Here is a 24044-nt window from a genome sequence, read left to right as displayed (position 1 = left end):
CACGTTCGTGCCGCGACCGCGCGACACTCGAACCGCCCGCGGCGCGCAAGTATGCGTCAGCCGCGCGCCTTCACGGCACACCCCTGCAACGACGCGCGGGTGAGATGCGACGTCCTGCAACCGTGCTCACGCTTTCCGCAACGCGGCATAGAAGAACCCGTCCATGTCCTGCTCGCCCGGAAGCCGCTGCCTGCCACCGTCATCGGCGCGACCCCACGCGTCACCCAGTGCCTCCATCGCGGCATCGGCATGCCTTGCCCTGAACGACGCGAGTTGCTCCGCATTTTCCATTCGCAGCAGCGAGCAGGTGGCGTAGACCAGCCGGCCGCCCGGGCGCAGCACCTGCCATGCCGCGTCGAGCAGGCGCGCCTGCAGGCCGGTCAACGCCACCATGTCCTCCGCACGGCGGTGCAGCAGGACATCAGGTTGGCGCCGGACGATACCCGTGGCGGAGCAGGGCGCATCGAGCAGCACGGCGTCGAATGGTTGTCCATCCCACCACGACGCCGGATCGGCACCATCGGCTGCGTGCAGGCGTGCACTCACGCCCACGCGCTCCAGTGTTTCGCGCACCCGCTGCAGGCGGCGCGCATCGATATCCAGCGCCACGAGCTGCAGAGACGGGTCGCGTTCGAGCAGATGCGCGGACTTGCCACCGGGGGCTGCGCACAGGTCCAGCACGCGCGCACCGGCCGGCAGATCGTGGAACAGATCCGCCACACGCTGGGCGGCACCGTCCTGCACCGACACATGGCCCTCGGCGAAGCCGGGCAACGTGGTGGCCGCGATGGGCGCCCGCAACAGGAGGGCATCCGCCACGCCGTCGGCGGTCTCGGCCGCGATGCCGGCATCCTGAAGCCGCCCCCGATACGCCTCGCGCGTGCCGTGGCGGCGGTTCACCCGCAGCCACAGCGGCGCCTCGCACTGGCTGGCGGCGAAGATCGCGTCGGCCTGCTGCGGCCAGTCCGTGCGTACGTGCCGCCGCAACCAGGCGGGCCATGCTGCGTCGGCAGGCACCGTCGGCAAGCCTTCGCGCTGCGCGCGCCGCAGCAGCGCATTCACCAGCTTGTCCTGGTGCGGTCGCCCCAACGCCCGCACGGCTTCCACCGTGGCGGACAGTGCGGCATGTGCGGGCAGTGCCATCACCACCAGTTGCGCGAACCCCACGTGCAACAGCGCGCGCAGCTCGCTGTCGGCTGGTCCCGGGGGCTTGCTCATCCAGGCCGCGATCGCCGCCTCGCCGCGCATGCGCGAGCGCAGGGCGGCGAAGCAGATCGCCTCCAGCAGCGCGCGGTCGCGCGCATCCTCGATGCGGGGCAGGTTCGCGGCGAGCTCGGCCTTCAGCGAGCGGCCCCGATGCATCACGGCGTCCACGACGCGGGTCGCGATGACCCGCACCGCGACGCCGGCCTGGGTCGTCATGAGGCCACCAGGTCGCGCCGCGCGTTGAGGTAGTCCGCCGCGGTGATGGCCTTGCCGCCTTCCCGCTGGACGACGCGCAGGCGCAGCACGCCCGTGCCACAGGCGATGTCCAGCCCCTGCCTGTTCGCGGCCAGCAAGGTCCCGGGGGCTGCGGCATGCCCGTGGTCGACGGGCACGGCACCATGGATGCGCAGGCGCTCACCGGCGACCTGTGCTTCGGCGACGGGCCACGGGTTGAACGCGCGCACCTTGCGCGCCAGCACGTCGGCGGGCTGCGTCCAGTCCAGCTTCGCCTCGGCCTTGTCCAGCTTGTGCGCATATTCGATGCCCACGTCGGACTGCGGGTGCGGCGGAAGCCGGATCCCGGCACGCAACAACCCCAGCGCATCGCGAAGCACCTGCGCGCCCAGGTCGGAAAGCCGGTCGTGCAACTGGCCGCCGGTGTCGTCAGGTCCAATGGGCAGGCTTTGCGCCAGCAGCACCGGCCCTGTATCCAGACCGGCCTCCATCTGCATCAGGCAGACGCCGGTCTCGTCGTCGCCGGCCTCGATCGCGCGCTGGATCGGCGCCGCACCCCGCCAGCGGGGCAGCAGCGACGCATGGACGTTCCAGCACCCGTACTGCGGAATGTCGAGCACCGCCTGCGGCAGGATAAGGCCGTAGGCCACGACGATCATCACGTCAGGCTGCATCTCGCGCAGCGCATCCTGGGTGGATTTCTTCTTCAGCGACAACGGCTGCAGCACCGGGATGCCGCGCTGTATCGCCTCCAGCTTCACCGGCGAGGGCGTCAGTCCGCGGCCGCGGCCGGCAGGCCGGTCGGGCTGTGTGTAGACGGCGACGACTTCATGGTGGGCATGCGCCGCGCGGAGACAGGGCACGGCGAACGCCGGCGTGCCGGCGAAGACGATTCTCATGGGGGGCAGGCTTCTGGAAGGGAGAGGGGAGCCGGCGGGGACAGCCCGGTCATCCGGTCCCGCCGCACGCGCACGTCAGGCGACGTGCTTGCGCTGCTTGGCCAGCTTCTTGCGCACCATCTCGCGCTTCAGCGGCGAGAGGTAGTCGACGAACAGCTTGCCGTCCAGGTGATCCATCTCGTGCTGGATGCAGACCGCCAGCAAGCCGTCGGCACGCAGCTCCTGCGGCTGGCCCTGCCGGTCGAGGAAGCGCACCGTCACCTCGTCGGCGCGGGTGACGTCGGCGAAGATGCCGGGCACGGACAGGCAGCCTTCCTGGTAGACCTGCTCGCCGGCCTTGTCGCTCAGCTCGGGGTTGATGAAGACCTGCGGCTGGTTCTTCTCTTCGCTGATGTCGATCACCATGAAGCGCTGGTGCACGTCCACCTGGCTAGCGGCCAGGCCGATGCCGGGTGCGTCGTACATGGTTTCGAACATGTCGTCGAGCAGGCGCTGGAAAGCGGGCGTCGTCACATATCCGGCATCGACCGGCGCGGCCTTGGTCCGCAGGCGCGGATCGGGGAATTCAAGGATGGGAAGCAGGGCCATGGTACGTCTCGGGATGGGGGCGCCAGTGGAATCCGGCAAGGCCTCACGAATTCTAACGCGGGCGCTTGCGTTGCGCCGGGTTTTCTGGACTATAGTGCTGACCACCTGTCGGGGAATCAGGTAGATACCGCCATGTTTAAATGTTTTCGTACGGTTTTCGCCGTTGCGGTGCTGACCGTCGGCACCTATGCGGCTGCCGCCGAGATGGCGGGAAGCCATCCTGATACCTATGTGGTCAAGCGTGGCGACACGCTGTGGGACATTTCCGCGCGCTTCCTCAAGAAGCCGTGGCTGTGGCCGGAGATCTGGCAGGCCAACCCGCAGATCCAGAACCCGCACCTGATCTACCCGGGCGACGTCATCAGCCTGGCCTACCTGGACCGCGTCGCGGTGCAGCCGGGGCCGCGCCAGGATGCTCCGCTCAACGCCATCCCGCTGTCCGACATCGAGCCGTTCCTCAAGGATCGCCGCGTGGTGGACAGCTTCGAACAGCTGCCGCATGTCGCCGGCCTGGACGAAGACCGCCTGCGCGCCTCCGGCGGCCACAACATCTACGTGCGCGGCCTCGATGCCGGCCAGCCCGGCCAGCGTTACCTGGTCGTGCGGCCCACCGCCCGCTTCACCGACAATCCGCGCGCCCAGGATCTCGATTTCCGCGGCCGTTCGATTCGCGGCGAAGTGGACCAGTGGAAGGACATCGTCGAGCAGAGCGGCAAGGGCGAGTTCCTGGGTTACGAGCTGGTCCGGGTCAACGTGGCCACTTTCACCCGCGGCGTCGTGCCGGGCACCGAGGTCAGCACCCTGGTCGCCGATATCGGCGGTCACGAAGTCCGCGTCGGCGACCGCCTGATCCCGGTCGATGCCCAGCCTTACGACCTGCATTTCTTCCCGCACCCGCCCGCCCGCGATCCGGCCGGCAAGCTGCGCGTGCTGGCGGTGGCCGATGCCCTGACATCGGGCGGTCCGCGCGACGTGATCGCCATTTCCGGCGGCCGGCTGGACGGCGTCGACAACGGTACGGTGTTCTCCGTCTGGCGCAATGGCAGCCACACGGCCAACCGCATGGCGTATCCGGAATCCTCGCGCGTCAGCGAGTCGCCCAAGTCCGGGGCCGGTCGCGTCAGCCTGCCGGACGAGTACGCCAGCCATGCCATGGTGTTCCGCACCTTCGACAAGGTCAGCTACGCGCTGGTCATGGAAGGCGTGGAAGCCACGCGCGTCGGCTACGAGCTGAAACATCCGGACGCAACCTACTGACGCGCGTCGGGTAATTCCTACGCGGTACCGCGACGGCGCCCGAGGGCGCCGTCGTCGTTTGGCGCCTACGCTGGGCGCATGCCCAACGATGACCTGATCGCGCTGGCCCGGCTGGTCTTGGCCGGCGGCCCCGTCCTGCCGCGTCGTCGCCTGCTGGAACGATACGGTTCACCGAGTGCGGCCATGGCCGCTGGCGCCATGGCCTGGCGCGTGGAGGGACTGGACGGCCCGCGGATCGCGCAGCTCCAGCAGAAGGGCGAGGACGACGCGCTGGCCTGCACGCTGCGCTGGCTGCAGGTCGACGGCCACCATCTGATCGGCTGGCACGATGCCGACTACCCGGCCCCGCTACGGGCGATGTCCAGCCCACCGTTCGCCCTGTTCGTCGATGGCGACCCCAGCCTGCTGTGGCGCCCAGCGGTTGCGGTCGTCGGCAGCCGTACCCCCACCAGCGGCGGCCGCGACAACGCGCAGGCCTTCGCGCGGGCGCTCGCGTCCGCCGGCATCGTGGTGGTCAGCGGAATGGCGCGTGGCGTCGACGCCGCGGCGCACGAGGCCGCACTGGCGATCGGGAGCGGCACCACCGTGGCGGTGGTGGGCACGGGCCCGGACGTGGTCTATCCGCCTGGGCACGACCGGCTGCGCGACCGCCTGGCACTGCACGGGGCAGTGGTCAGTGAACACCCGCCGGGCACCCCCGCGCTCCGCAGCCATTTCCCCGCCCGCAACCGGATCCTGGCCGGCCTCGCGCTGGGCACGCTGGTGGTCGAGGCCGCTGAGCGTTCCGGCGCGCTCATCACCGCCCGGCAGGCTGGCGACGCCGGACGCGAGGTCTTCGCCATCCCGGGCTCCATCCACAACCCCAAGGCCCGCGGCTGCCATCGTCTGATCCGGGATGGCGCGGCCCTGGTTGAATCCGCCGCCGAGGTCATCGAGGCGCTGGCTCCCCTCGCCGCGGACCTGGCCGACGCGCTCAGGGCACGCCTTGGCGAGGCTGAATCCGGGGTGATCGCAGGGACGGGAGAGACGCCCCTGCGTCTTGAGGCAGACTACAAGCGCTTGTGGGAAGCACTGGGCCATGACCCAACAGGTATGGATCAGCTTGTCTCACGCACCCGATTGACGGCCGCGGAACTGTCCTCCATGCTGCTGGTCATGGAACTGGATGGCTTAGTAACGGCGGACCACGGCCGATACCAGAGAAAGACCGGTTTCTTCACCTCCACAGCGTCGACGACGCAGGCCGAGGGGCAATGAAAGAGAGCATCCTGGATGTACTGCTGTACCTGTTCGAACACTATTTCACCGAGGACGCGGACCCCGTCCGTGATCGCGACTCTCTCCAGAACGGCCTGATCCAGGCCGGTTTCAGCCCCGCCGAAATCAGCAAGGCGTTCGACTGGCTCGATGCCCTGGCCGACCAGCGGCCGGCCGCCTCGACGCCCCGCGTGGGCGGCCCCACCCGCGTGTTCCACGGCCCCGAGCTGGACAAGCTCGATGTCGAGTGCCGGGGCTTCCTCCTGTTCCTGGAACAGCATGGCGTGCTCGACGCGGACCAGCGCGAGCTGGTGCTGGACCGGGCGATGGCGCTGGACCAGGACGAACTGGACCTGGACGACCTCAAATGGGTCGTGCTGATGGTGCTGTTCAACCAACCGGGTTCCGAAGCCGCCTATGCGTGGATGGAAACCCAGATGTTTTCCGACGAGCCCGAGCCGGTACACTGAGGCGTTGATCCGCTTCAGGGGGAAGCATGTCGGGTTGGTATTACGCCGACCGGAACCGTGAACAGCACGGTCCGGTCTCGTCGGAAGAACTGGTCACCCATTACCGTTTCGGACGCATCGCCCTCGACGGCCTGGTGTGGCGGGAAGGCCTGCCGGAGTGGCAGCCCTTGCGCACCTTCGCCGACGAACTCGGCCTGGCACCCGCAACGTCCGAATCGATGGCCAGCACGCCTCCGCCGGTACCGCCGGCCGTACCGGCCGCCGCGGTGGCGTCGCAGGACCGCCTGCTGCGCACACCGGTCGCCCCCGCCCCGAAGCCGCGCATGTCCGGCGGCAAGATCGCGCTGATCGTCGCCGCCGTTCTGCTGGTCCCTTGCCTGGGGATTGGCGCCATCCTGGCCGCGATCTCCATTCCCGCCTACAACGACTACACGCTGCGCGCCAAGGTGTCGCAGGCGATCGCCGAGAGCGAGCCGCTGAAGCTGCAGGTGGAGTCCATCCGCACCGGCGAGGACCGATGCCCCGGCAACGGCGAAGGCGACATCGGCACGCCGGAGAGCTACGCCGGCACCTACGTGACGCGGGCGATCGTCGGCGAGTTCGATGACGGCACCTGTGGCTTCGAACTGGAATTCGGCAACACCGGCAACGCGCAGATCGATGGCCGCAAGCTGTGGTGGGACATGGGGACCGACGGCAGCGCGTGGAACTGCTCGTCGGAAATCGACGACAAGTACCTGCCGCTGGACTGCCGCGGTTGATGACCGTCAGCGTGGCGACGGGAGCCACGCGTTTCACCGGGGAATGACGCAATGACGCAGTGGTATTACGCCGATGCCAGCGGGCAACGGCAAGGGCCGTTCTCGGCCGCGGAACTGGAAGGCCATGTGCGCCATGCGCGCCTGGACGCGAACACGCTGGTGTGGCGTGAGGGCCTGCAGGACTGGCAGCCGCTGGGCTCGCTCGCCTCCGAGCTCGACCTGCCACTCGATACCCTGGCGTCACCCGCGCCCGACACCGCCTTGCCCGGCGCCGACCTGCCCTACGCCCCACCGGCGGCGGACCTGGCGTCCTTCCAGCCGGTGGCCAGCGGCCACCTCGTCCACGCGGGACTGTGGAAGCGCTTTGCCGCCAGTTTCATCGACAGCATCGTCACCACCATCATCAGCTACGCGCTGATGATCCCGCTGATGCTGATCGGCGTCGGCGTGATGGGGGCAGGTGGCTCCGACAATCCCTTCGCCACCGGCGCAGGCATCGCCTCGATGCTGGCCATCTACCCGATCCTGTTCCTTGCGCCCTGCATCTACTTCGGCTGGATGCAGTCCTCTTCCCTGCAGGCCAGCCTGGGCAAGCTTGCGGTCGGCATCAAGGTGGCGCGCATCGACGGCCAACGGATGAGCTTCTGGCGCGGCTTCCTGCGCTCGCTGGCCTATCTGGTCTTCACCATGGTCACCTGCGGCCTGGGCGTGCTGATCTCCGGCCTGATGGTGGCGCTGACCGAGCGCAAGCAGGCGCTGCACGACATGCTGTGCGACACGCTGGTGGTCGACAAGTGGGCCTTCACCGCATTCCCGGAGCGCCAGCGTGATGAGCTCGGGGTGGTCACCATCGTGATCCTGGTGCTGGCCGGCCTGGCCATCGTCGGCAGCATCGCGATCTACGCCGTGATGGGGGCGATGTTGATGAAGGACCTGTCATGACCGAGTGGTACTACGTCGACCTGCGCCACGAGCGCCAGGGCCCGGTGGCGCAGGACGCCCTGGTGGCGCTGTATCGCAAGGGAGCACTCACCCCGGCCTCGCTCGCCTGGCGGGACGGCATGGGCCAGTGGACGCCGCTGGGTGAACTTGCCGACGAACTGGGCCTCGCTGTCACGCCCGCCAGTTCGCTTCCACCGCCCGAGGCGCCGGCGGCCGCGGAGCCCGTCGTCGACAGGCCGCTGACCGGCCGCGCGGTCTTCACCGCCAGTGAGCCCACCTACGCCTCGCCTGCCCCGGCCGTACGGCAGTCGCCGGCCGTCACGTCCGGCGACTCGCTCTACGCCGCGCCGCGGGCGGACGTCGAAACCCGCGCCTACGGCACGCGTGTCACCGATGGGCACGTGGTGTATGCCGGGTTCTGGAAGCGCGTGGCGGCGAGCTTCATCGACGCGTTCGCCATCGGCATTCCGGTCGGCATCGTGGCCGCGATCGTCGCCGGGCTGCTGGGCATGGGCAACGCTTTCTCGAGTTCCTTCGGGGCCGCTTCCACCTTCAACGTCGGCGAATCGGGCATTTCGTACCTGCTCATGGCGTTGACGTACGGCTGGTTCCATTCCGCGGCCGGGCTGATGGCCACGCCGGGCAAGCTCGCCATCGGCATCAAGGTCGTGCGTACCAGTGGCGAGAAGATCAGCTTCCTGCGCGGATTTGGCCGCTATTGGGCCACGTTCCTGTCCATGATCATCCTCGGCATCGGGTTCCTGATGGCCGCCTTCACCGGCCGCAAGCAGGCACTGCACGACCTCATCTGCGACACCCTGGTCGTCGACAAGTGGGCGTTCACGGCCCAACCCGAGCGCCAGCGCGAGGAACTGGGCACGGTGGCGCTGGTGGTGCTGATCATCGGCGGACTGCTGGTGGTGGGCGCGCTGATCCTCATGATCGTCGCCTTCGCGGCCATCGCCTCGATGGGCAACGGCAACTGGCGCTGAGCCCCCGGGGACCTCCGGCGGGCGGATACGGCTTGACAGCCCGGCCCCGGCCGTGACACCACTATAAATAGGAAACTGAACGCCCGGGGCCCCCGCTCCGGGCGTCCGCTTCTCTGGCGCCCGCATCCGGGGCACCCTAGCCGGCCCCGGACGGCCCACCCGAACTCCCCTGAATCCCCGACATGCCCAAGCACCTGCTCATCGTCGAGTCGCCCGCCAAGGCCAAGACGATCAACAAATACCTCGGCAAGGACTTCACCGTCCTGGCGTCCTACGGCCATGTCCGTGACCTGGTGCCGAAAGAAGGTGCGGTGGACCCGGCCAACGGGTTCGCCATGCGCTACGACCTGATCGAGAAGAACGAGAAGCACGTCGATGCCATCGCCAAGGCCGCCAAGGGTGCCGACGACATCTTCCTGGCCACGGACCCGGACCGCGAAGGCGAGGCGATCAGCTGGCACATCGCCGAGATCCTGAAAGAGCGCGGCCTGCTGAAGGACAAGCCGCTGCACCGGGTGGTGTTCACCGAGATCACCCCTCGCGCCATCAAGGAAGCCATGGGCCAGCCGCGGCAGATCGCGGGCGACCTGGTCGACGCGCAGCAGGCGCGGCGCGCCCTGGACTACTTGGTCGGCTTCAACCTCTCGCCGGTGCTGTGGCGCAAGGTCCAGCGCGGCCTGTCCGCCGGCCGCGTGCAGTCGCCGGCCTTGCGCATGATCGTCGAGCGCGAGGAGGAGATCGAAGCCTTCATCGCCCGCGAGTACTGGAGCATCGAGGCCGAGTGCGCGCATCCGCGCCAGGCGTTCACCGCCAAGCTCACCAGGCTGGACGGCCAGAAGTTCGAACAGTTCACCGTCACCGACGGCGACACCGCCGAAGCCGCCCGCCTGCGCATCCAGCAGGCCGCACAAGGCGCGCTGCACGTCACCGACGTGACCAGCAAGGAACGCAAGCGCCGCCCGGCGCCGCCGTTCACCACCTCCACGCTGCAGCAGGAAGCCTCGCGCAAGCTCGGCTTCACGACCCGCAAGACGATGCAGGTGGCACAGAAGCTGTACGAAGGCGTGGCCATCGGCGATGAAGGCACGGTTGGCCTGATCAGCTACATGCGTACCGACTCGGTGAGCCTGTCACAGGATGCGCTGGCCGAGATCCGCGACGTCATCGCGCGCGACTACGGCACGCAGGCGCTGCCGGACAAGCCCAACGTCTACGTCACCAAGTCCAAGAACGCGCAGGAAGCGCACGAAGCCGTCCGCCCGACCAGCGCGCTGCGCACGCCGGCGCAGGTAGCCAAGTACCTGAGCGACGACGAGCGCAAGCTGTACGACCTGATCTGGAAGCGCGCCGTCGCCTGCCAGATGGTGCCGGCCACGCTCAACACCGTCAGCGTCGACCTCGCCGCGGGCAGCCAGCACAGCTTCCGTGCCAGCGGCACCACCGTGGTCGATCCCGGCTTCCTCGCCGTGTATGAGGAAGGCAAGGACCAGAAGAACGCCGAGGACGACGACGAAGGGCGCAAGCTGCCGCCGATGAAGCCCGGCGACACCGTGCCGCTGGACCGCATCCACGCCGACCAGCATTTCACCCAGCCGCCGCCGCGCTTCACCGAAGCGGCGCTGGTCAAGGCGCTCGAGGAATACGGCATCGGCCGTCCGTCGACCTACGCGTCGATCATCCAGACGCTGATCTTCCGCAAATACGTGGAAATGGAAGGCCGCGCGTTCAAGCCCAGCGATGTGGGCCGCGCGGTCAGCAAGTTCCTGTCCGGCCACTTCACCCAGTACGTGGACTACGACTTCACCGCCAAGCTGGAGGACGAGCTCGATGCCGTCTCCCGCGGCGAGGAAGAGTGGGTGCCGCTGATGGAAAAGTTCTGGGGCCCGTTCAAGGAACTGGTGGACGAAAAGGCGGAAACGGTCGACCGCAGCGAAGCCACCGGCGCGCGCGAACTCGGCAACGATCCCAAGTCCGGCAAGCCGGTCAGCGTGCGCCTGGGCCGTTATGGTCCGTATGCGCAGATCGGCGACAAGGACACCGACGAGAAGCTGGAGTTCGCCTCGCTGCGCCCCGGTCAGTCGATGCACACCATTACGCTGGAAGACGCGCTGGAGCTGTTCAAGCTGCCGCGCAAGCTGGGGCAGGACAAGGATGAAGAGGTCAGCGTGGGCATCGGCCGCTTCGGTCCCTTCGCCAAGCGCGGCAGCGTGTATGCCTCGCTGAAGAAGGAAGACGACCCGTACACGATCGACCTGGCGCGCGCGGTGTTCCTGATCGAAGAGAAGGAAGAGATCGCGCGCAACCGCATCATCAAGGAATTCGACGGCAGTGACATCCAGGTGCTGAACGGCCGCTTCGGCCCGTACATCAGCGACGGCAAGCTCAACGGCAAGATTCCCAAGGATCGCGAGCCGGCGTCGCTCACCTTCGACGAAGTGACGAAGCTGCTGGAAGAAACCGGCAAGCCGGTGCGCAAGGGCTTCGGCAAGAAGGCGGCGACGAAGAAAGCCGTTGTGAAGAAGGCTGCCGCGCCCAAGGCCGACGCCGCCAAGAAGGCACCCGCCAAGAAGGCGGTGAAGAAAGCGGCGAAAAAGACGGCCAAGAAGACGGCCACGAAGAAGACGGCCGCCAAGAAGACGGTGAAGAAGGCTGCGGCCAAGGTCGCCGCCGGAGACGACGCGCCCTTCTGACGCCACGCGACGATACCGACGCCATGCCCACCGAACGGACCATCGAGGAAGCCGCCGACGTCATCCGCAGTGGAGGCGTGATCGCCTACCCCACCGAGGCCGTGTGGGGTCTCGGCTGCGATCCGTTCGACGAGGGCGCGGTGCACCGGCTGCTGGCGATCAAGCAGCGCCCGGTCGACAAGGGCCTGATCCTGATCGCCGCCACGCTGGAACAGCTCAAGCCGTTGATCGACATCGCCGCCGTGCCGACCGCACGCCTCACCGACGTACTGTCCAGTTGGCCCGGCCCGCATACCTGGGTGATGCCGGCGTCCGCACAGGCGCCGCGCTGGATCACCGGGGCGCACCGGGGCATCGCGGTGCGCGTCAGCGCGCATCCGGTCGTGGTGGGCCTGTGCGAGGCGTACGGCGGCGCGCTCGTCTCCACCAGCGCCAACCTGAGCGGCAAGCCCGCGGTGAGCGAGGCGGCCGCGCTCGATCCCGCCCTGCTGGCGCGGGTCGATGCGCTCGTGCCGGGCCTCACGGGGGGCTTGGACCGTCCCACCGTCATCCGCGATGCCCTCACCGGGCAGTCGCTGCGTGACTGACGGCCATACGGGCCGCACCATCGCCTTTCCATTGAACGCTGCGGCGCGCACCATGGGCCCGTGCGCCGCCCGACTCCACGCCTGCTGATCGCCTTGCTGACGGCGTTGCCGTCGGTCCCTCACGCGCAGCCGGCCCCACTGCCCCCGGTGACGATCTACCGCTGTGTTGCCCCCAACGGCAACGTCGCGCTGCGCGATTCACCCTGTCTGAAGGGCGAGAAACAGGAAGTCCGTGCCATGCAGCGGCCCCAGGATCCGCCGCACGTGCCGGCCAGCGCCGCCATGCCCCCTCCGCCACTCGTCGCCCCTGCGGCGCCGGCGCCCCGCGTGGTCTACCTCAGCCCGCCCAAGCCGATGTACGAATGCACCACCCCCGAGGGCGAGACCTATACCAGCGATACCGGCGACGGCAATCCCCGCTGGGTGTCCTACGGGCTGCCGTATTCCGCCTACCCCGCGTGGCCGCGCAGCGGCGGCAGCGTGTCGGGCAACGTGTCGATCGGAAACGGCAACCTGTCCTTCCGCAGCGGTGATCCTCCCCGCCCGCCTCCACCGGCCGGCGGACATCATCGGCCGGGTCCCGTGTTCGTGCCCGGCGGCACCTGGGTGCGCGACCCCTGCCATCCGCTGCCGCAGGAAGAAATCTGTTCACGCCTGTCCGACCGGCGCTACGACATCCTTCGCCGCTACGGCAGCGCGATGCCGAGTGAACGCCGCGCGCTAGACTTGGAGCAGCGCGGCATCGATGCGCGCATGGCCAACGATTGCAGATGAACATGAAAACCACCGCTCGTCCCCTCGTGCTTCTGCTGCTGATCGTGCTGTCCTGGCAGCTCGGCACCACCGCCGCGCGCGCCGAGGTGGTCATCTACCGCTGCACCGATGCCAGTGGCGCGCTGACGCTGCAGAATTCGCCGTGCCCGAAAGGCATGAAGCAGGAACAGCGCACCATGCAGGGCGTCAACACCGTGCCGATGGGGCCGGGCACCACGCCCACCGCCCCTGCGACGCCGCCGTCCTCCACGCCGGCATCCACGCCCACGGCGCCGCGTCCGGCGACAACCACGACCTCACCCGCGCCCGCGGCGTCGACCGATGTCCGTCGCCTGCCGCCGCCGATCCTGTTCCAGTGCACCACGCACGACAAGGACACGTACGTGACGGAGGACGTCGAGCCGGCCTCGCGCTGCGTGAACCTGCGCACCGTGGGACTGGACGGAAATCCCCAGGCCGGCGCCGGCCAGGCTTGCGAAGTGGTGCGCGACACGTGTGCGCGCGTGCCCGATGGCGCGCTGTGCGATGCATGGAAGAAGCGCCGCGACGAGACCGAGGTCGCCTTCCGTTTCGCCCGCCGCGAGAATGCAGAGAAGAACCGCGCCGATTACGAGCGTGTCGCACGCATCGTCGCTGAAAGCAGCTGCGGCCTCTAGCGATCAACCCGTCGCGCGGACCACAGCGCGAGCGTCATCGGCAGGATGATGAGGGCGAGGATTTCCATGCCTCAGAAACCGTACCGCAGGAAGCCGCCATCCACCGCGATGCATTCGCCGGTGACGTAGCTGGCCGCCGGCAGGCACAGGAACGCGGCGGCGGCGGCCACTTCCTCCGGCTCGCCGATGCGGCGCATCGGGGTTCGGGCGATGACCTCTTCGTAGTAGTCGGCGTCGGACAGTGGCCCGGAGGTGCGGCGCGTGCGGATGTACCACGGCGCCACCGCGTTGACGCGCACGCCATCCTCGGCCCATTCGGCGGCCAGGTTGCGGGTGAGCTGGTGCAGCGCGGCCTTGGTCATGCCATAGGGCGCACCGCTACGCACCGCGGTGATGCCGGACACGCTGCCGACATTGACGATGCTGGACGTCGCATGCCGCGTGAGCAGGGGATGCGCGTAACGCGACAGTTCGAACGCGGAGAACAGGTTGGTTTCGAAGATGCCCCGCCACTCGTCTTCGGTGTAGTCCACCGCGGCGCGGGTGAGGTTGCCGCCGGCATTGTTGACCAGGATGTTGAGGCCATCGCCGTGGTCTTCCACCCAGTCGAGGATGGCGCGACGGTCTTCGTCGTCGGCCACGTCGGCAGCCAGGGTGCCGATCCCCTGTTCGGGGAATTCGTCCGCCAGCTCGGTACGCGCATCCTGCAACGCATCGACATCGCGCGCCACCATCAGCAGGTCCGCGCCCAGGCCCAGCAACTCGCGGGCGATCGCCAGCCCGATCCCCGCGCTGGCGCCGGTCACCAGCGCCCGTTGTCCGTCCAGCCGCCACCGGTTCGCTGCCACCTGCGCCTCCTTCGTCGATGGGCGTAGCATAGCGCCACGTCACGGGAGGACCGTCGCCATGATCCGGATCCGCCTCATCCTGCTCGCCGCCGCCTTGCTGGCCTGCGCCGCCTGCCGCGCCCCCGAGCCGCCGCCGACCGACGAACCGCCAGAGCCGCAGGCCGGGAGCGATACCGCATCGTCCTGAGTCGCGCGACATCGTGTCTTCCTGCGATGCGCAAAACGCAACGGGCCGCGCGGTTGCCCGCGCGGCCCGTCGATCACGGCATGGCGAAGCCGGTCAGAATCCGCAGAAGCAGTACGCCAGGCTCTTCACCGGGGCACCGTGGCGATCGTTGACGGCTTCGTCGACGAAACGCAGCTGCGCTTCCATCTCCGGCAGGCTGCGCGCCAATAGCGCGCGAGCGAAGTCGGAATCCTTCAGCCACGCCGCACCGATGCGGCTGCCAGCGAATCCACCCATGAACTGCGAGAACGGCGAGGACATCTTCTCGATGTAGCGCACGCGGTACGCATCGGCTCCGCCCAGCTTGGCACGCTTGGCGGCATCGGCCACGGCGGCATCGAAACCGGCGAGTTCGTCCACCAGGCCACGCTCCTTCGCCTGCGCGCCGCTCCATACGCGGCCACGGGCGACGGCATCGATTTCTTCGACCGGCTTCTTGCGCGCCTCGGCCACCTTGCCGGTGAAGTCGGCGTAGCCCTTGTCGATCACCGACTGGATCACCTGGCCGACGGCCGGATCCAGCGGACGGGTGATGTCGAACGCGCCGGCGAAACGGGTGGTGCCGACGCCGTCGGTGCGCACGCCGATCTTCTCCAGCGTGCGCGGCACGGTGGGAATGACGCCGAAGATGCCGATCGAACCGGTGATGGTGGACGGATCCGCGTAGATGCGGTCCGCATTCATGCTGATCCAGTAGCCGCCCGAGGCGGCCAGGTCACCCATCGAGACGACCACAGGCTTGCCGGCCTTCTTCAGCGCCGCCACTTCGCGGCGGATCTGCTCGGAGGCGTACACGCCGCCGCCGGGCGAATCCACGCGCAGCACCACCGCCTTCACGTCGTCGTCGTCGCGCGCTTCGCGCAGCAGCGCCGAGGTGGACAGGCCGCCGACGCGACCGGCCGGCTGGTCGCCGTCGGTGATTTCGCCTTCAGCCACGACCACCGCGACCTGCGGGCGCTTGTCGAGCGGATTCTTCTTGGCGTCGAGCTGGGTCAGGTAACCGGCCAGGCCGATGGCGCGGAAACCGGTATCCGAATCCTCGTCGGCCACGCCACGCTCGATCAGCAGGTTCTCGACCTCTTCCTGCGTCTTCAGGCCGTCCACCAGCTTCTGCTGCAGGGCGTACTTGGCCAGGTCGCCACCGGCGGCGGCGACGCCCTCGGGCAGCGTATCGATGCCGGCCGCCAGCGCTTCGGGCGTGGTCTTGCGGACCTTGGCGATGTCGGCCAGCAGGCGCTGCCACACGTCGTTCATCCAGAACAGGTCGGCTTCCTTCGCTTCCTTGGATGCGGCGTCCAGCACGTAGGGCTCGGCAGCGGACTTGTATTCGCCCACCTTGAACAGGTGCACGTCCACGCCCAGCTTGTCCTGCAGGCCTTCGCGGTAGTACTGGCGGTAACGGCCGAGGCCCTCGAGCATCAGGCTGCCCATCGGGTCGAGGTAGACCTCGTCGGCCTGCGCGGCCAGCAGGTACTGGGTCTGGCTGATGTTCTCGCCGAACGCGACGATCTGCTTGCCGGAGGCGCGGAACTTCGCCAGCGCGGCGGCGACTTCGCGCAGCGAGGCGTAGCCGGTCGGCTGCAGCTCGTCCACGCGCAGCAGCATGCGTTCGATCTTCTCGTCCTTCTGCGCCGCCTCGATCGCGCGCAGCAGGTCGCGCAGCTGCACTTCCTCGGCGGCCTTGTCGCCCAGCGCCTTGGCCAGCGCACGGGTGGCGGGGTCGGCGGTGAACTGTTCGACCAGGCGGCCTTCCGGCGCCAGCACGAAGGTGGTGCGCTCGGACAGCGGCTTCACCCCGCCGCTGCCGGCGGCGATGACGAACACGATGAAGATCAGGAACAGCAGCCCGAAGAAGATCAGGTTGAGGACCAGCTTGCGGGTGAAGTTCATCACGTCCCACAGGCCGACGAAGAACGCGACGATCGGGCTGCGACGGGGTGCGGGTGCGACTTGGCTCATGGAAAGCTCCGGGAAACTGGGGCCACTGTAGCGTGCGGCGGCGGGGCTTTCATGCCCCGTTGGTCACCGTTGGCACGGCCGGCAGCGCCGCGTGGCGCCGGCTGCTGCGCTCGAAGCGCCAGCCCAGCAGCACCGCCGCGGCGGTCAGGCCCACGATCAGGCCCAGCCACATGCCCTGCGGCCCCCAGCCCAGCCCCAGGCCCAGCCCGGCACCCAGCGGCATGCCCAGGCCCCAGTAGGAGACCACCGCCAGCCACATGGGCACGCGCGTGTCCTTCAACCCACGCAATGCGCCGGCCGACAGTACCTGGATGCCGTCCGGAAACTGGAACGCCGCCGCGAACAGCAGCAACGTACCCGCCAGCGCGGCCACGGCGAGATCATCGGTGTACAGCGCCACCACCAGGTCGTGGCCCAGCAGCAGGAACATGGCGGACATCGCCTGCGTGGCCAGCACGATGACATAGCCGGCATGGGCAGCGCGGCGGATGCCCTGCACGTTGCCCGCCCCCACCGCATGCCCCACCCGCACCGTCGTGGCCTCGGCCACGCCCATGGGAATCATGAAGCACAGCGCCGACACGTTGATGGCGATCTGGTGCGCCGCCGCCGGCGTGGCGCCGAGGCGGGCGATCAGCAGCGCGGTGACGATGAAGAGGCTGCCTTCCATCAGCACCGTGATGCCGATGGGCAGGCCGGTGCGCAGCAACTGCATGATCGGTGCCCGGCGCGGCGGCTCGAGGTGCGCGAACAATTGAAGGTCGGCGAAGCGCGTCGATCGCGCCAGGTAGATCGCGAAGGCGGTCGCCTGCAGCCACATGGTCAGCGCCGACGCGACGCCGAGGCCACCCGCGCCCATTTCGGGGAATCCGAACTTGCCGAACGCCAGCACATACCCGACCGGTGCGAGCACCAGCAGTCCGCCGAAGCCGAGGATCATCGTCGGCAGCGTCCAGTGCGTGCCTTCGCTGAGGTAGCGCATGCAGAAATAGAGCGTCAGCGCCGGCACGCCCCAGCGGATCCCGTGCAGGAAGGCGGTCGCGCCGGGGATGATGTCGGGCGCGATGCCGAACGCCGCGAGCGCATGCGGCGCCAGGCTCAGGAAGGCGAACATCAGCAGGCCAAGGCCCAGCGACAGCCACAGCGCCTGCCGGAACAGGGGCGCGATCTCGCTGCGCCGGTTCGCGCCATCGAGTTGCGAGACCGAGGCGGTCAGCGAGATCAGTGTGCCGATCGGCACCATCATCGGCAGCCACAGCAACGCGGTGCCCACCGTCACCGCCGCCAGCGTGGCGGTGGCGTGGTGGCCGGCGATGACGTTGTCGACGAAGCCGATCAGTCCGGTGGACACATGGCCCAGCACCAGCGGCAGGGCGAGCGTGGCCGTCGAGCGCACTTCCTGGCCGAAGCGCGGGGTCGGGAGAGCAGGGGAAGACATGAGGATCAACCGCCGGACTGCGGCCGCGCGGTTTCGCGCTGGCACCGGGTCACGGGAGGCCGGTATCTTACCCGCTCGCCACCCGCACCGTTCGAACACCCCATGACGTCATCGCACTCCGCCGACACGGTGCACGCCCGCGCGTGCGAGAACTGCCAGACGCCGCTGCAGGGCGGGTTCTGCCACCAGTGCGGGCAGAACGCGCACAACCCGCTGCGCAGCTTCGGGCATGCGGTGGAGGAGGTGTTCGAATCGTTCTGGCACCTGGACGGACGCATCTTCCGCACACTGCGCGCGCTGATGTCGCCGGGGAAACTTGCCAACGCGTACCTGTCCGGCCACCGCGCGCCGTACGTGGCGCCGCTGCGGCTGTTCGTGATCCTGGCCGTGCTGACGTTCTTCGTGGCCAAGCTCACCCTGCACGCCGAAGACCTGGCGAACGTGCAGATCGCGCCGCCGTCCGTCCCCGCGGCGGCCGACGGCAAGCCCACCAACCTGATGGCCGCCCCCGACCGGGGCGGCGTGGATTTCAGCAAGGCCGCCACGGTCGAGGACGTGCTGAAGCTGCGCGACGAAACGATCGATGGCCTGGTGTCGGCACGCGCCAGCCTGCCGGCCGGGCTGGGCTTCGTGCGCAAGCCGATGGAAGACAACATCTTCTCGACGCAGCGACTCGCCCGCGAGCGCATCGCCGAACTGCAGCCCGACCACCCTGCGCTCGCCCTGCCTGACCGTTTCCCCGAGGGCCAGCCCTTCCCCGAGGTGGCCGCGCAGCCCCTGATCAGCGTCGGCGACAAGCCGTTCGATGCAGAGACCAACCCCGTACGGCTCAGCGGACTGCCCGACTTCGCCAACCGGTGGCTGAGCCGCAAGCTCGCGCGCGCCGAGCAGAACATCCCGCGCATCCAGCAGGACCCGGCGCACTTCTTCAACCTGCTGATCGGCTCGGTACCGTCGGTGTTGTTCGTACTGGTGCCGTTGTTCGCGGTGCTGCTGAAACTCTTCTACATCGAGACGCGGCGAGGTTACCTGGAGCACCTGGTGGTGGCGCTCTACAGCCACGCCTATCTGTGCCTGTGCCTGCTGGCGATCTTCCTGTGCGCAGGCATCGGCCGACTGTTGCCCGAGGGCGCCTCCTGGCTGGTGCGCATGGCGCAGATGCTGGTCTTCTGCTGGATGCCGCTCTACCTGTTGTGGATGCAGCAGCGCGTGTACCGCCAGCACGGGGTGGTGACGCTGGTGAAGTTCTCGGTGCTGGGCACGGTGTACTTCATCATGCTGGTGATGGGGGCCATGTACCTGATGCTGAGTACGTGGGCGAACGCGTAGCGCGAGGCGAGCCTTGCGCCATCGCGTGGCGACGCCGCCCCGTTACCGGTCGCGCCGCTGCCGCAGCCACGCGCGGCGCTGGCCCTCCGGCACCGCCAACAGTTCACGGCGGAAGGCATCGCGGTCCTGCGGTGGCAGGCGCTGCGCCAGGGCGGCCAGGTCATCGCGCTGTTCCGCATCCAGTCGGCGCAGCACCGACAACAGGCCCTCGCGTTCGGCCGGCGGCACGTAAGCGAACAGCGGCTGCAACCGTGGCCAGTCGGCGCCGAGTTCCGGCCCAAGGCGCCAGCCGCGTCGCTGCATGGCGTCCAGCACGCTGAACTGGGTGCGCAGCGCCGCCTGGTGTTCCGGCGGCAGGCCGGCGATCTCGGCGGCGGCGGCACGCAGCCGGGCGCGCTGCACGTCATCCAACGCCCGCCAGGCGGCGTAGCGCGCGCGACGGTCCTCGCGCTCGCGCGCGGGCAAGGCGTCCCACGCCACGCGCCGCTGCTGCCACGCGGCCTGCGCCAGCGGCGACGTCGCGGCCCAGCGGGCGGCATTCGAAGCCTCCTGTGCGGACGACGCACCGATGCCCGCCCACAGCACGATCACGGCGATCGCGCGCAGGGCCGTTGCCCGCCTGACGTCAGCGGGCGGCATCGGTCGCGGCTCCCGCGTCAGACGTGGGCGCGCCGGCACCCGCCACGTACCAGGCCAGGAAATCCGCCTCGCGCGCGAGCGCTTCGCCCTCGGGGTCCGACAGGAGGGCAAAGTCGGCATGAGCGTCGGCGGTGGCGATCCCGGCGGCGCGGCCAACGGGCGCATCGGTGGCGGGTAGCGGTTCCGAGGTGATCACCGGATCCGGCGGAAGCGCCGCGACGCCTTCATCAGAAAGCGCGCTCACGGCCGGCAGCGACGTTGTCGCCCCCGGTGGCGACCCACGCCACCACCACAGCCCCGCGCCGGCCGCCGCGAGCAGGAGGAACGCGAGCAGCAGGATCCAATACCGGCGGCGCGCGGCCGGAACCGCCGTTGCCGGTCCCGCCTGGGGTGCCGGTGGTGTAATGCGAATCCCAGCCAGGGCCTCTTCCCGCAGGCGCGCGAGCGTGGCGAGGCGGTGGTCCGGCAGTTCCCGCAGGTGCTGCTGGATCGCCTCGGCCAAGGCGCGCCAGGCGCCCGCATCGGGGTGTCCCAGGGAGTCGCGCGGGCAGGCGCGTGCGAGGGCATCGCGGTACGCGGCGTCGTCGAGGCCAAGCGCGGCAGCGGCTTCGGCTTCCTGCAGGCCGCCGGCGAGTCTCAGCAGCAGCGCGGCGCGATCGGCGGCCGCCGGCCGGGCAAGGGCGGCGAAGCCGCCCGCCCAGCGCGCCGACGGGCCATCGACCCGCAGCTGGGGCGTGGCCGCGAGCAGTGTCCAGAAGCGCACGGGCCAGTCCGCCATCGGGAGCGCGGCCGCCTTGCCCCGAAAGGCGCGCAGGGCGGCGGCGAGGGCGACGTCGCCGCGATCGGCGTCTCCGCACTGGAGTTCGGCGAACACCGCACCGCGGCGCTCGCATCCCCGCAGGAAGGCGGCCAATGCGGCGGGGGCGGGGGAGGAATCGGAACGGGAAGAGGTCATCGTGGAACCGGTGGCGTACTGGCGATCATAGTCACCTGCGACGGCGGTACGGATGCTTGACAGACCGTCGGAATCTGCTCTCTTCGGCGCCACAAGGGTTTCCGGGAAATCACGTTGTGCACAGCAGTCACCGATCTGTCATCCGTGGCCGCGATGCCACCCTCCCCCCGATTGTGTCAGCTGCGTTTCACGCCTAACTACATGATTTAAATAAAGAAAGTATTGCTGGCACTTTTTTGGCCAACCCGGGCGGGATGCTTGCGGCAGCGTCATCGCGCCGTGAAGCATTCCGGCCATGCACAGATTTATCCACAGCAGGTGTGGATAAACCGGAATCTCCTTCCGGGATCAGCACTTGCGTGATTTTCGTCAAGATTCCGGCAGGACATCACCGCAACTGTGTGAGACCTGACCCGCGCCGGGACAGGCCGATACACTGCACGCAATGCCGCCCGTGTCCGTCCTGCAAGTCGCCCTGCCCGTGCCCCTGCCGCGGCTGTTCGACTACCTGCCTCCGCCCGGCCATGACGCCACCCCCGCGGACGTGGGGAAGCGGGTGAGCGTGGTGTTCGGCAACCGGCCACTGACGGGCTTCGTCGCCGACGTCGCGCCCGCGACGGACCCCGGCATGGAACTACGCCACGCCGACGCCCTGCTGGACGCCCATCCGCTGCTGCAGGGCGAACTGCTGGAATCGCTGCACTGGCTGGCGCGCTATACCCATGCGCCGCTGGGCGAGGTGGTGGCGACCGCACTGCCCGTCCTGCTGCGCCAGGGCGAGCCGCTGCCCGACACCCACGCCTGGCACTGGCGACTGACGGAGGCGGGCCTGGGCCGGCGGGACCGCCTGCGTGCGGGCAGCCGGCCGCGCCGCCTGGCCGATCTGCTGGTGGCGCACGGCACACTGGATGAAGATGCGCTGGACCTGCACCTGGACGCCGGCCGCGCCACCGCCAGCGACCTGGGCAAGCGGGGGCTGGCCGAGCGCGTCCCTGCCGCCGTGGTGCCCGCGGTGCCCGCTCCACGCCCCGGGCCGACGCTCAACGAGGAACAGCAGGCCGCCGCTGACGCGGTCACCGGCACGGTCGGTTTCGGCGCGCTGCTGCTGGATGGCGTGACCGGCAGCGGCAAGACCGAGGTTTACCTGCACGCCATCGCCGGCTGCCTTCGCCGCGGACGGCAGGCGCTGGTGCTGGTGCCCGAGATCGGCCTGACCCCACAGACGCTGGCGCGGTTCCGCGAACGGCTGGGCGTGCCCGTGCACGCTCTGCACTCCGGCCTCAACGATGGCGAACGCGCGCGCACCTGGGCGGCCTGTCTGCGCGGCGAGGCCAGGGTGATCGTGGGCACCCGCTCGGCGGTGTTCACACCGCTGCCCGAAGCCGGGTTGATCGTGATCGACGAGGAACACGACGGCAGCTACAAGCAGCAGGACGGCATCCGTTACCACGCGCGCGACTTCGCCTTGGTCCGCGGCAAGGCGCTGGACGTCCCCGTGCTGCTCGGCAGCGCCACGCCATCGCTGGAAACGCTGCACAACGCGCGCAGCGGCCGCTACGCGCACCTGCGACTTTCGCGCCGCGCCGGCGAGGCGCAACCGCCCGGCGTGCGCGTGCTGGACATGCGCAAGCGCGCACAGCAGGCGGGCCTGCTGGCGGACACCCTGCAGGCGATCCGCCAGGCGCTGGACGCAGGCGGCCAGGTACTGGTCTTCAAGAACCGCCGCGGCTACGCGCCGGTGCTCCTATGCCATGACTGCGGCTGGAGCGCGCACTGCAGGCGCTGCGACAGCCCGATGACGGTGCATGCAGGGGGCAGGCGGCTGCAGTGCCACCATTGCGGCGCACGACAGGCGTCGCCGCCGGCCTGTCCCGACTGCGGTGGACTGGCGCTGCAACCGCAGGGCATCGGCACCGAGCGGCTGGAAGAACTGCTGGCCGAACAGTTCACTGACGTGCCGGTGCTGCGGGTGGACCGCGGCACCACGCAGAAGCGCGATGGCCTTGCGAAGCAACTGGCGAAGCTGGGCGACACGCCCGGCATCCTGGTCGGCACGCAGATCCTCGCCAAGGGCCACGACCTGCCGCACCTCACCCGCGTCACGGTGGTCGGCGTGGACGAAGGCCTGTTCTCCACCGACTTCCGCGCCGGCGAAAAGCTGGCGCAGCAGCTGATCCAGGTCGCCGGACGCGCGGGGCGCGCGGGCAAGCGTGGCGATGTGTGGCTGCAGACGCACCATCCCGATCATCCGCTGTTGAACACGCTGATCAACGGCGGTTACCACGCGTTCGCCGAGGCCGAACTGGAACAACGCCAGATGGCCGGCTTTCCTCCGTTTGCGCACCTGGCACTGCTGCGCGCCGAGGCACAGCAGGCCGATGCCGCGCAGCACTTCCTGCAGGCGGCCAAGCAGGTGCTCCGCGCGCACGACGCCGTGCTGGAGATGCACGGCCCGTTGCCGGCACCGATGCCACGGCGCGCGGGCCTGCATCGCGTGCAGTTGCTGCTCTCTTCGCCGGAGCGACGCGCCCTGCACCGCATGCTCGATCTCGCGCTGCCGCAGATCCATGCCCTCCCGGAAGCACGCCGTACGCGCTGGTCGCTGGATGTCGACCCCATGGACCTGTACTGATGACGCCAACGCCCCCCACGCGCCTCACCTCCGCCCAGCGCCTGCGCAGCATCTTCAGCGGATCGGTGGGCAACCTGGTGGAGTGGTACGACTGGTACGTGTATGCGGCGTTCTCGCTGTATTTCGCCGAGATCTTCTTTCCGGGCGGCGACCGCACCAGCCAGTTGCTGAAGACCGCGGCCATCTTCGCCGTGGGCTTCCTGATGCGCCCGCTCGGCGGCTGGCTGCTCGGCCGCTACGCCGACCGCCATGGACGCAAGCGCGCGTTGATGCTGTCGGTGGTGATGATGTGCGGCGGCTCGCTGATCATCGCCTGCACGCCGGGGTACGCGACCATCGGCGTCGCCGCGCCGATCCTGTTGGTGCTGGCACGCTTGCTGCAAGGTCTGTCGGTCGGCGGCGAGTACGGCACCTCGGCGACCTACCTCAGCGAGATGGCCACGCGCGGGCACCGCGGTTTCTGGTCGAGCTTCCAGTACGTGACGCTGGTGATGGGCCACCTGATCGCGCTGGCCGTGCTGATCGCGCTGCAGCGCGTCTTCCTCACCGATGAACAACTGCGCGACTGGGGTTGGCGCATCCCGTTCGCGATCGGTGCCGTGGCGGCACTCGTCGCGCTGTGGCTGCGCCGGAACATGGTGGAAACCGAATCGTTCTGCCGCCGTGACGCCAGCCACGCGGACCGCGGGCAGGCACAGGGAACGC

At 69.1% G+C, this 24044-nt stretch carries 22 protein-coding genes; 14 read left to right on the top strand and 8 right to left on the bottom strand.

The window, feature by feature from the left end; genetic code table 11:
* Window positions 1-126: 126 nt before the first annotated feature.
* The 3 genes from rsmB to def all read right to left on the bottom strand — a co-directional run bounded on the left by rsmB (window position 127) and on the right by def (window position 2927).
* Window positions 127-1422, bottom strand: coding sequence for a 16S rRNA (cytosine(967)-C(5))-methyltransferase RsmB (rsmB, locus tag CYU89_RS05175; protein WP_296279164.1), 1296 nt, complete (start codon window positions 1420-1422; stop codon window positions 127-129).
* Complete coding sequence (gene fmt, locus CYU89_RS05170) at window positions 1419-2339, bottom strand: methionyl-tRNA formyltransferase (protein WP_296279163.1); 921 nt, start codon at window positions 2337-2339, stop codon at window positions 1419-1421. Before fmt ends, rsmB begins: the two co-directional genes overlap by 4 nt.
* 75 nt (window positions 2340-2414) lie before the next feature.
* Window positions 2415-2927 (bottom strand): peptide deformylase, encoded by a 513-nt coding sequence (def, locus tag CYU89_RS05165; RefSeq protein ID WP_296279162.1) that lies wholly within the window; start codon window positions 2925-2927, stop codon window positions 2415-2417.
* A 132-nt stretch (window positions 2928-3059) separates the two neighbouring features.
* On the opposite strand from def, the gene CYU89_RS05160 reads away from it, so the two are divergent.
* The 10 genes from CYU89_RS05160 (at window position 3060) to CYU89_RS05115 (ending at window position 13313) form a co-directional block, all read left to right on the top strand.
* Window positions 3060-4184: a LysM peptidoglycan-binding domain-containing protein gene (locus CYU89_RS05160; protein WP_296279161.1), complete on the top strand. Its 1125-nt coding sequence runs from the start codon at window positions 3060-3062 to the stop codon at window positions 4182-4184.
* 78 nt (window positions 4185-4262) lie between these two features.
* A complete protein-coding gene (gene dprA / locus CYU89_RS05155) occupies window positions 4263-5441 on the top strand; it encodes a DNA-processing protein DprA (protein ID WP_296279160.1) in 1179 nt (392 codons plus the stop codon).
* Window positions 5438-5911, top strand: coding sequence for a DUF494 family protein (locus tag CYU89_RS05150; RefSeq protein ID WP_296279159.1), 474 nt, complete (start codon window positions 5438-5440; stop codon window positions 5909-5911). The genes dprA and CYU89_RS05150 overlap by 4 nt, the downstream gene beginning before the upstream one ends.
* A gap of 26 nt (window positions 5912-5937) precedes the next feature.
* Complete coding sequence (locus CYU89_RS05145) at window positions 5938-6672, top strand: pilin (protein ID WP_296279158.1); 735 nt, start codon at window positions 5938-5940, stop codon at window positions 6670-6672.
* A 51-nt stretch (window positions 6673-6723) separates the two neighbouring features.
* Window positions 6724-7614 carry an RDD family protein gene (locus tag CYU89_RS05140; protein ID WP_296279157.1) on the top strand — a complete coding sequence of 297 codons (891 nt, stop codon included), beginning with the start codon at window positions 6724-6726 and terminating at the stop codon, window positions 7612-7614.
* Window positions 7611-8606 carry an RDD family protein gene (locus tag CYU89_RS05135; RefSeq protein WP_296279156.1) on the top strand — a complete coding sequence of 332 codons (996 nt, stop codon included), beginning with the start codon at window positions 7611-7613 and terminating at the stop codon, window positions 8604-8606. The genes CYU89_RS05140 and CYU89_RS05135 overlap by 4 nt, the downstream gene beginning before the upstream one ends.
* Window positions 8607-8788: 182 nt before the next feature.
* Window positions 8789-11296, top strand: coding sequence for a DNA topoisomerase I (locus tag CYU89_RS05130; RefSeq protein WP_296279155.1), 2508 nt, complete (start codon window positions 8789-8791; stop codon window positions 11294-11296).
* Window positions 11297-11319: 23 nt separating this feature from the next.
* Window positions 11320-11883 carry a Sua5/YciO/YrdC/YwlC family protein gene (locus CYU89_RS05125; protein WP_296279154.1) on the top strand — a complete coding sequence of 188 codons (564 nt, stop codon included), beginning with the start codon at window positions 11320-11322 and terminating at the stop codon, window positions 11881-11883.
* Window positions 11884-11943: 60 nt separating this feature from the next.
* A complete protein-coding gene (locus tag CYU89_RS05120) occupies window positions 11944-12657 on the top strand; it encodes a hypothetical protein (protein WP_296279153.1) in 714 nt (237 codons plus the stop codon).
* Complete coding sequence (locus CYU89_RS05115) at window positions 12654-13313, top strand: DUF4124 domain-containing protein (protein ID WP_296279152.1); 660 nt, start codon at window positions 12654-12656, stop codon at window positions 13311-13313. The genes CYU89_RS05120 and CYU89_RS05115 overlap by 4 nt, the downstream gene beginning before the upstream one ends.
* A gap of 71 nt (window positions 13314-13384) precedes the next feature.
* Here CYU89_RS05115 and CYU89_RS05110 read toward each other — a convergent pair whose 3' ends face one another.
* A complete protein-coding gene (locus CYU89_RS05110) occupies window positions 13385-14161 on the bottom strand; it encodes an SDR family oxidoreductase (protein WP_296279151.1) in 777 nt (258 codons plus the stop codon).
* A 58-nt stretch (window positions 14162-14219) separates the two neighbouring features.
* On the opposite strand from CYU89_RS05110, the gene CYU89_RS05105 reads away from it, so the two are divergent.
* Window positions 14220-14348 carry a hypothetical protein gene (locus CYU89_RS05105; RefSeq protein ID WP_296279150.1) on the top strand — a complete coding sequence of 43 codons (129 nt, stop codon included), beginning with the start codon at window positions 14220-14222 and terminating at the stop codon, window positions 14346-14348.
* Between the two features lie 93 nt (window positions 14349-14441).
* Here CYU89_RS05105 and sppA read toward each other — a convergent pair whose 3' ends face one another.
* Both sppA and CYU89_RS05095 read right to left on the bottom strand, forming a co-directional pair.
* Complete coding sequence (sppA, locus tag CYU89_RS05100; protein WP_296279149.1) at window positions 14442-16346, bottom strand: signal peptide peptidase SppA; 1905 nt, start codon at window positions 16344-16346, stop codon at window positions 14442-14444.
* Window positions 16347-16395: 49 nt separating this feature from the next.
* Window positions 16396-17784, bottom strand: coding sequence for an MATE family efflux transporter (locus tag CYU89_RS05095; RefSeq protein ID WP_296279148.1), 1389 nt, complete (start codon window positions 17782-17784; stop codon window positions 16396-16398).
* A gap of 102 nt (window positions 17785-17886) precedes the next feature.
* Here CYU89_RS05095 and CYU89_RS05090 point away from each other — a divergent pair, with 102 nt between their 5' ends.
* Window positions 17887-19113, top strand: coding sequence for a DUF3667 domain-containing protein (locus CYU89_RS05090; protein ID WP_296279147.1), 1227 nt, complete (start codon window positions 17887-17889; stop codon window positions 19111-19113).
* Window positions 19114-19155: 42 nt separating this feature from the next.
* Here the strand turns inward: CYU89_RS05090 and CYU89_RS05085 are convergent, their stop codons facing one another.
* Together CYU89_RS05085 and CYU89_RS05080 are read right to left on the bottom strand one after the other, a co-directional pair.
* A complete protein-coding gene (locus CYU89_RS05085; protein ID WP_296279146.1) occupies window positions 19156-19752 on the bottom strand; it encodes a DUF3106 domain-containing protein in 597 nt (198 codons plus the stop codon).
* Window positions 19739-20707, bottom strand: coding sequence for a hypothetical protein (locus CYU89_RS05080; protein WP_296279145.1), 969 nt, complete (start codon window positions 20705-20707; stop codon window positions 19739-19741). The genes CYU89_RS05085 and CYU89_RS05080 overlap by 14 nt, the downstream gene beginning before the upstream one ends.
* Window positions 20708-21152: 445 nt before the next feature.
* Here CYU89_RS05080 and CYU89_RS05075 point away from each other — a divergent pair, with 445 nt between their 5' ends.
* Both CYU89_RS05075 and CYU89_RS05070 read left to right on the top strand, forming a co-directional pair.
* Window positions 21153-23339, top strand: coding sequence for a primosomal protein N' (locus tag CYU89_RS05075; RefSeq protein WP_296279144.1), 2187 nt, complete (start codon window positions 21153-21155; stop codon window positions 23337-23339).
* A partial coding sequence (locus CYU89_RS05070) for an MFS transporter (protein ID WP_296279143.1) occupies window positions 23339-24044 on the top strand: 706 nt, incomplete at its 3' end. The genes CYU89_RS05075 and CYU89_RS05070, both read left to right, overlap by 1 nt.

It is taken from the genome of Pseudoxanthomonas sp., assembly GCF_002863005.1.
Classification (GTDB): Bacteria; Pseudomonadota; Gammaproteobacteria; order Xanthomonadales; family Xanthomonadaceae; genus Pseudoxanthomonas_A.
Note: the sequence above shows the minus strand (reverse complement) of the source record. Positions and strands in the feature narration are given on the sequence as shown.

What these genes read in the sequence shown, in the direction of transcription:
- rsmB (WP_296279164.1), bottom strand. Translation starts at nt 1,422, where the DNA reads ATGACGACCCAGGCCGGCGTCGCGGTGCGGGTCATCGCGACCCGCGTC.
- fmt (WP_296279163.1), bottom strand. Translation starts at nt 2,339, where the DNA reads ATGAGAATCGTCTTCGCCGGCACGCCGGCGTTCGCCGTGCCCTGTCTC.
- def (WP_296279162.1), bottom strand. Translation starts at nt 2,927, where the DNA reads ATGGCCCTGCTTCCCATCCTTGAATTCCCCGATCCGCGCCTGCGGACC.
- CYU89_RS05160 (WP_296279161.1), top strand. Translation starts at nt 3,060, where the DNA reads ATGTTTAAATGTTTTCGTACGGTTTTCGCCGTTGCGGTGCTGACCGTC.
- dprA (WP_296279160.1), top strand. Translation starts at nt 4,263, where the DNA reads ATGCCCAACGATGACCTGATCGCGCTGGCCCGGCTGGTCTTGGCCGGC.
- CYU89_RS05150 (WP_296279159.1), top strand. Translation starts at nt 5,438, where the DNA reads ATGAAAGAGAGCATCCTGGATGTACTGCTGTACCTGTTCGAACACTAT.
- CYU89_RS05145 (WP_296279158.1), top strand. Translation starts at nt 5,938, where the DNA reads ATGTCGGGTTGGTATTACGCCGACCGGAACCGTGAACAGCACGGTCCG.
- CYU89_RS05140 (WP_296279157.1), top strand. Translation starts at nt 6,724, where the DNA reads ATGACGCAGTGGTATTACGCCGATGCCAGCGGGCAACGGCAAGGGCCG.
- CYU89_RS05135 (WP_296279156.1), top strand. Translation starts at nt 7,611, where the DNA reads ATGACCGAGTGGTACTACGTCGACCTGCGCCACGAGCGCCAGGGCCCG.
- CYU89_RS05130 (WP_296279155.1), top strand. Translation starts at nt 8,789, where the DNA reads ATGCCCAAGCACCTGCTCATCGTCGAGTCGCCCGCCAAGGCCAAGACG.
- CYU89_RS05125 (WP_296279154.1), top strand. Translation starts at nt 11,320, where the DNA reads ATGCCCACCGAACGGACCATCGAGGAAGCCGCCGACGTCATCCGCAGT.
- CYU89_RS05115 (WP_296279152.1), top strand. Translation starts at nt 12,654, where the DNA reads ATGAACATGAAAACCACCGCTCGTCCCCTCGTGCTTCTGCTGCTGATC.
- CYU89_RS05105 (WP_296279150.1), top strand. Translation starts at nt 14,220, where the DNA reads ATGATCCGGATCCGCCTCATCCTGCTCGCCGCCGCCTTGCTGGCCTGC.
- sppA (WP_296279149.1), bottom strand. Translation starts at nt 16,346, where the DNA reads ATGAGCCAAGTCGCACCCGCACCCCGTCGCAGCCCGATCGTCGCGTTC.
- CYU89_RS05095 (WP_296279148.1), bottom strand. Translation starts at nt 17,784, where the DNA reads ATGTCTTCCCCTGCTCTCCCGACCCCGCGCTTCGGCCAGGAAGTGCGC.
- CYU89_RS05090 (WP_296279147.1), top strand. Translation starts at nt 17,887, where the DNA reads ATGACGTCATCGCACTCCGCCGACACGGTGCACGCCCGCGCGTGCGAG.
- CYU89_RS05085 (WP_296279146.1), bottom strand. Translation starts at nt 19,752, where the DNA reads ATGCCGCCCGCTGACGTCAGGCGGGCAACGGCCCTGCGCGCGATCGCC.
- CYU89_RS05080 (WP_296279145.1), bottom strand. Translation starts at nt 20,707, where the DNA reads ATGACCTCTTCCCGTTCCGATTCCTCCCCCGCCCCCGCCGCATTGGCC.
- CYU89_RS05075 (WP_296279144.1), top strand. Translation starts at nt 21,153, where the DNA reads ATGCCGCCCGTGTCCGTCCTGCAAGTCGCCCTGCCCGTGCCCCTGCCG.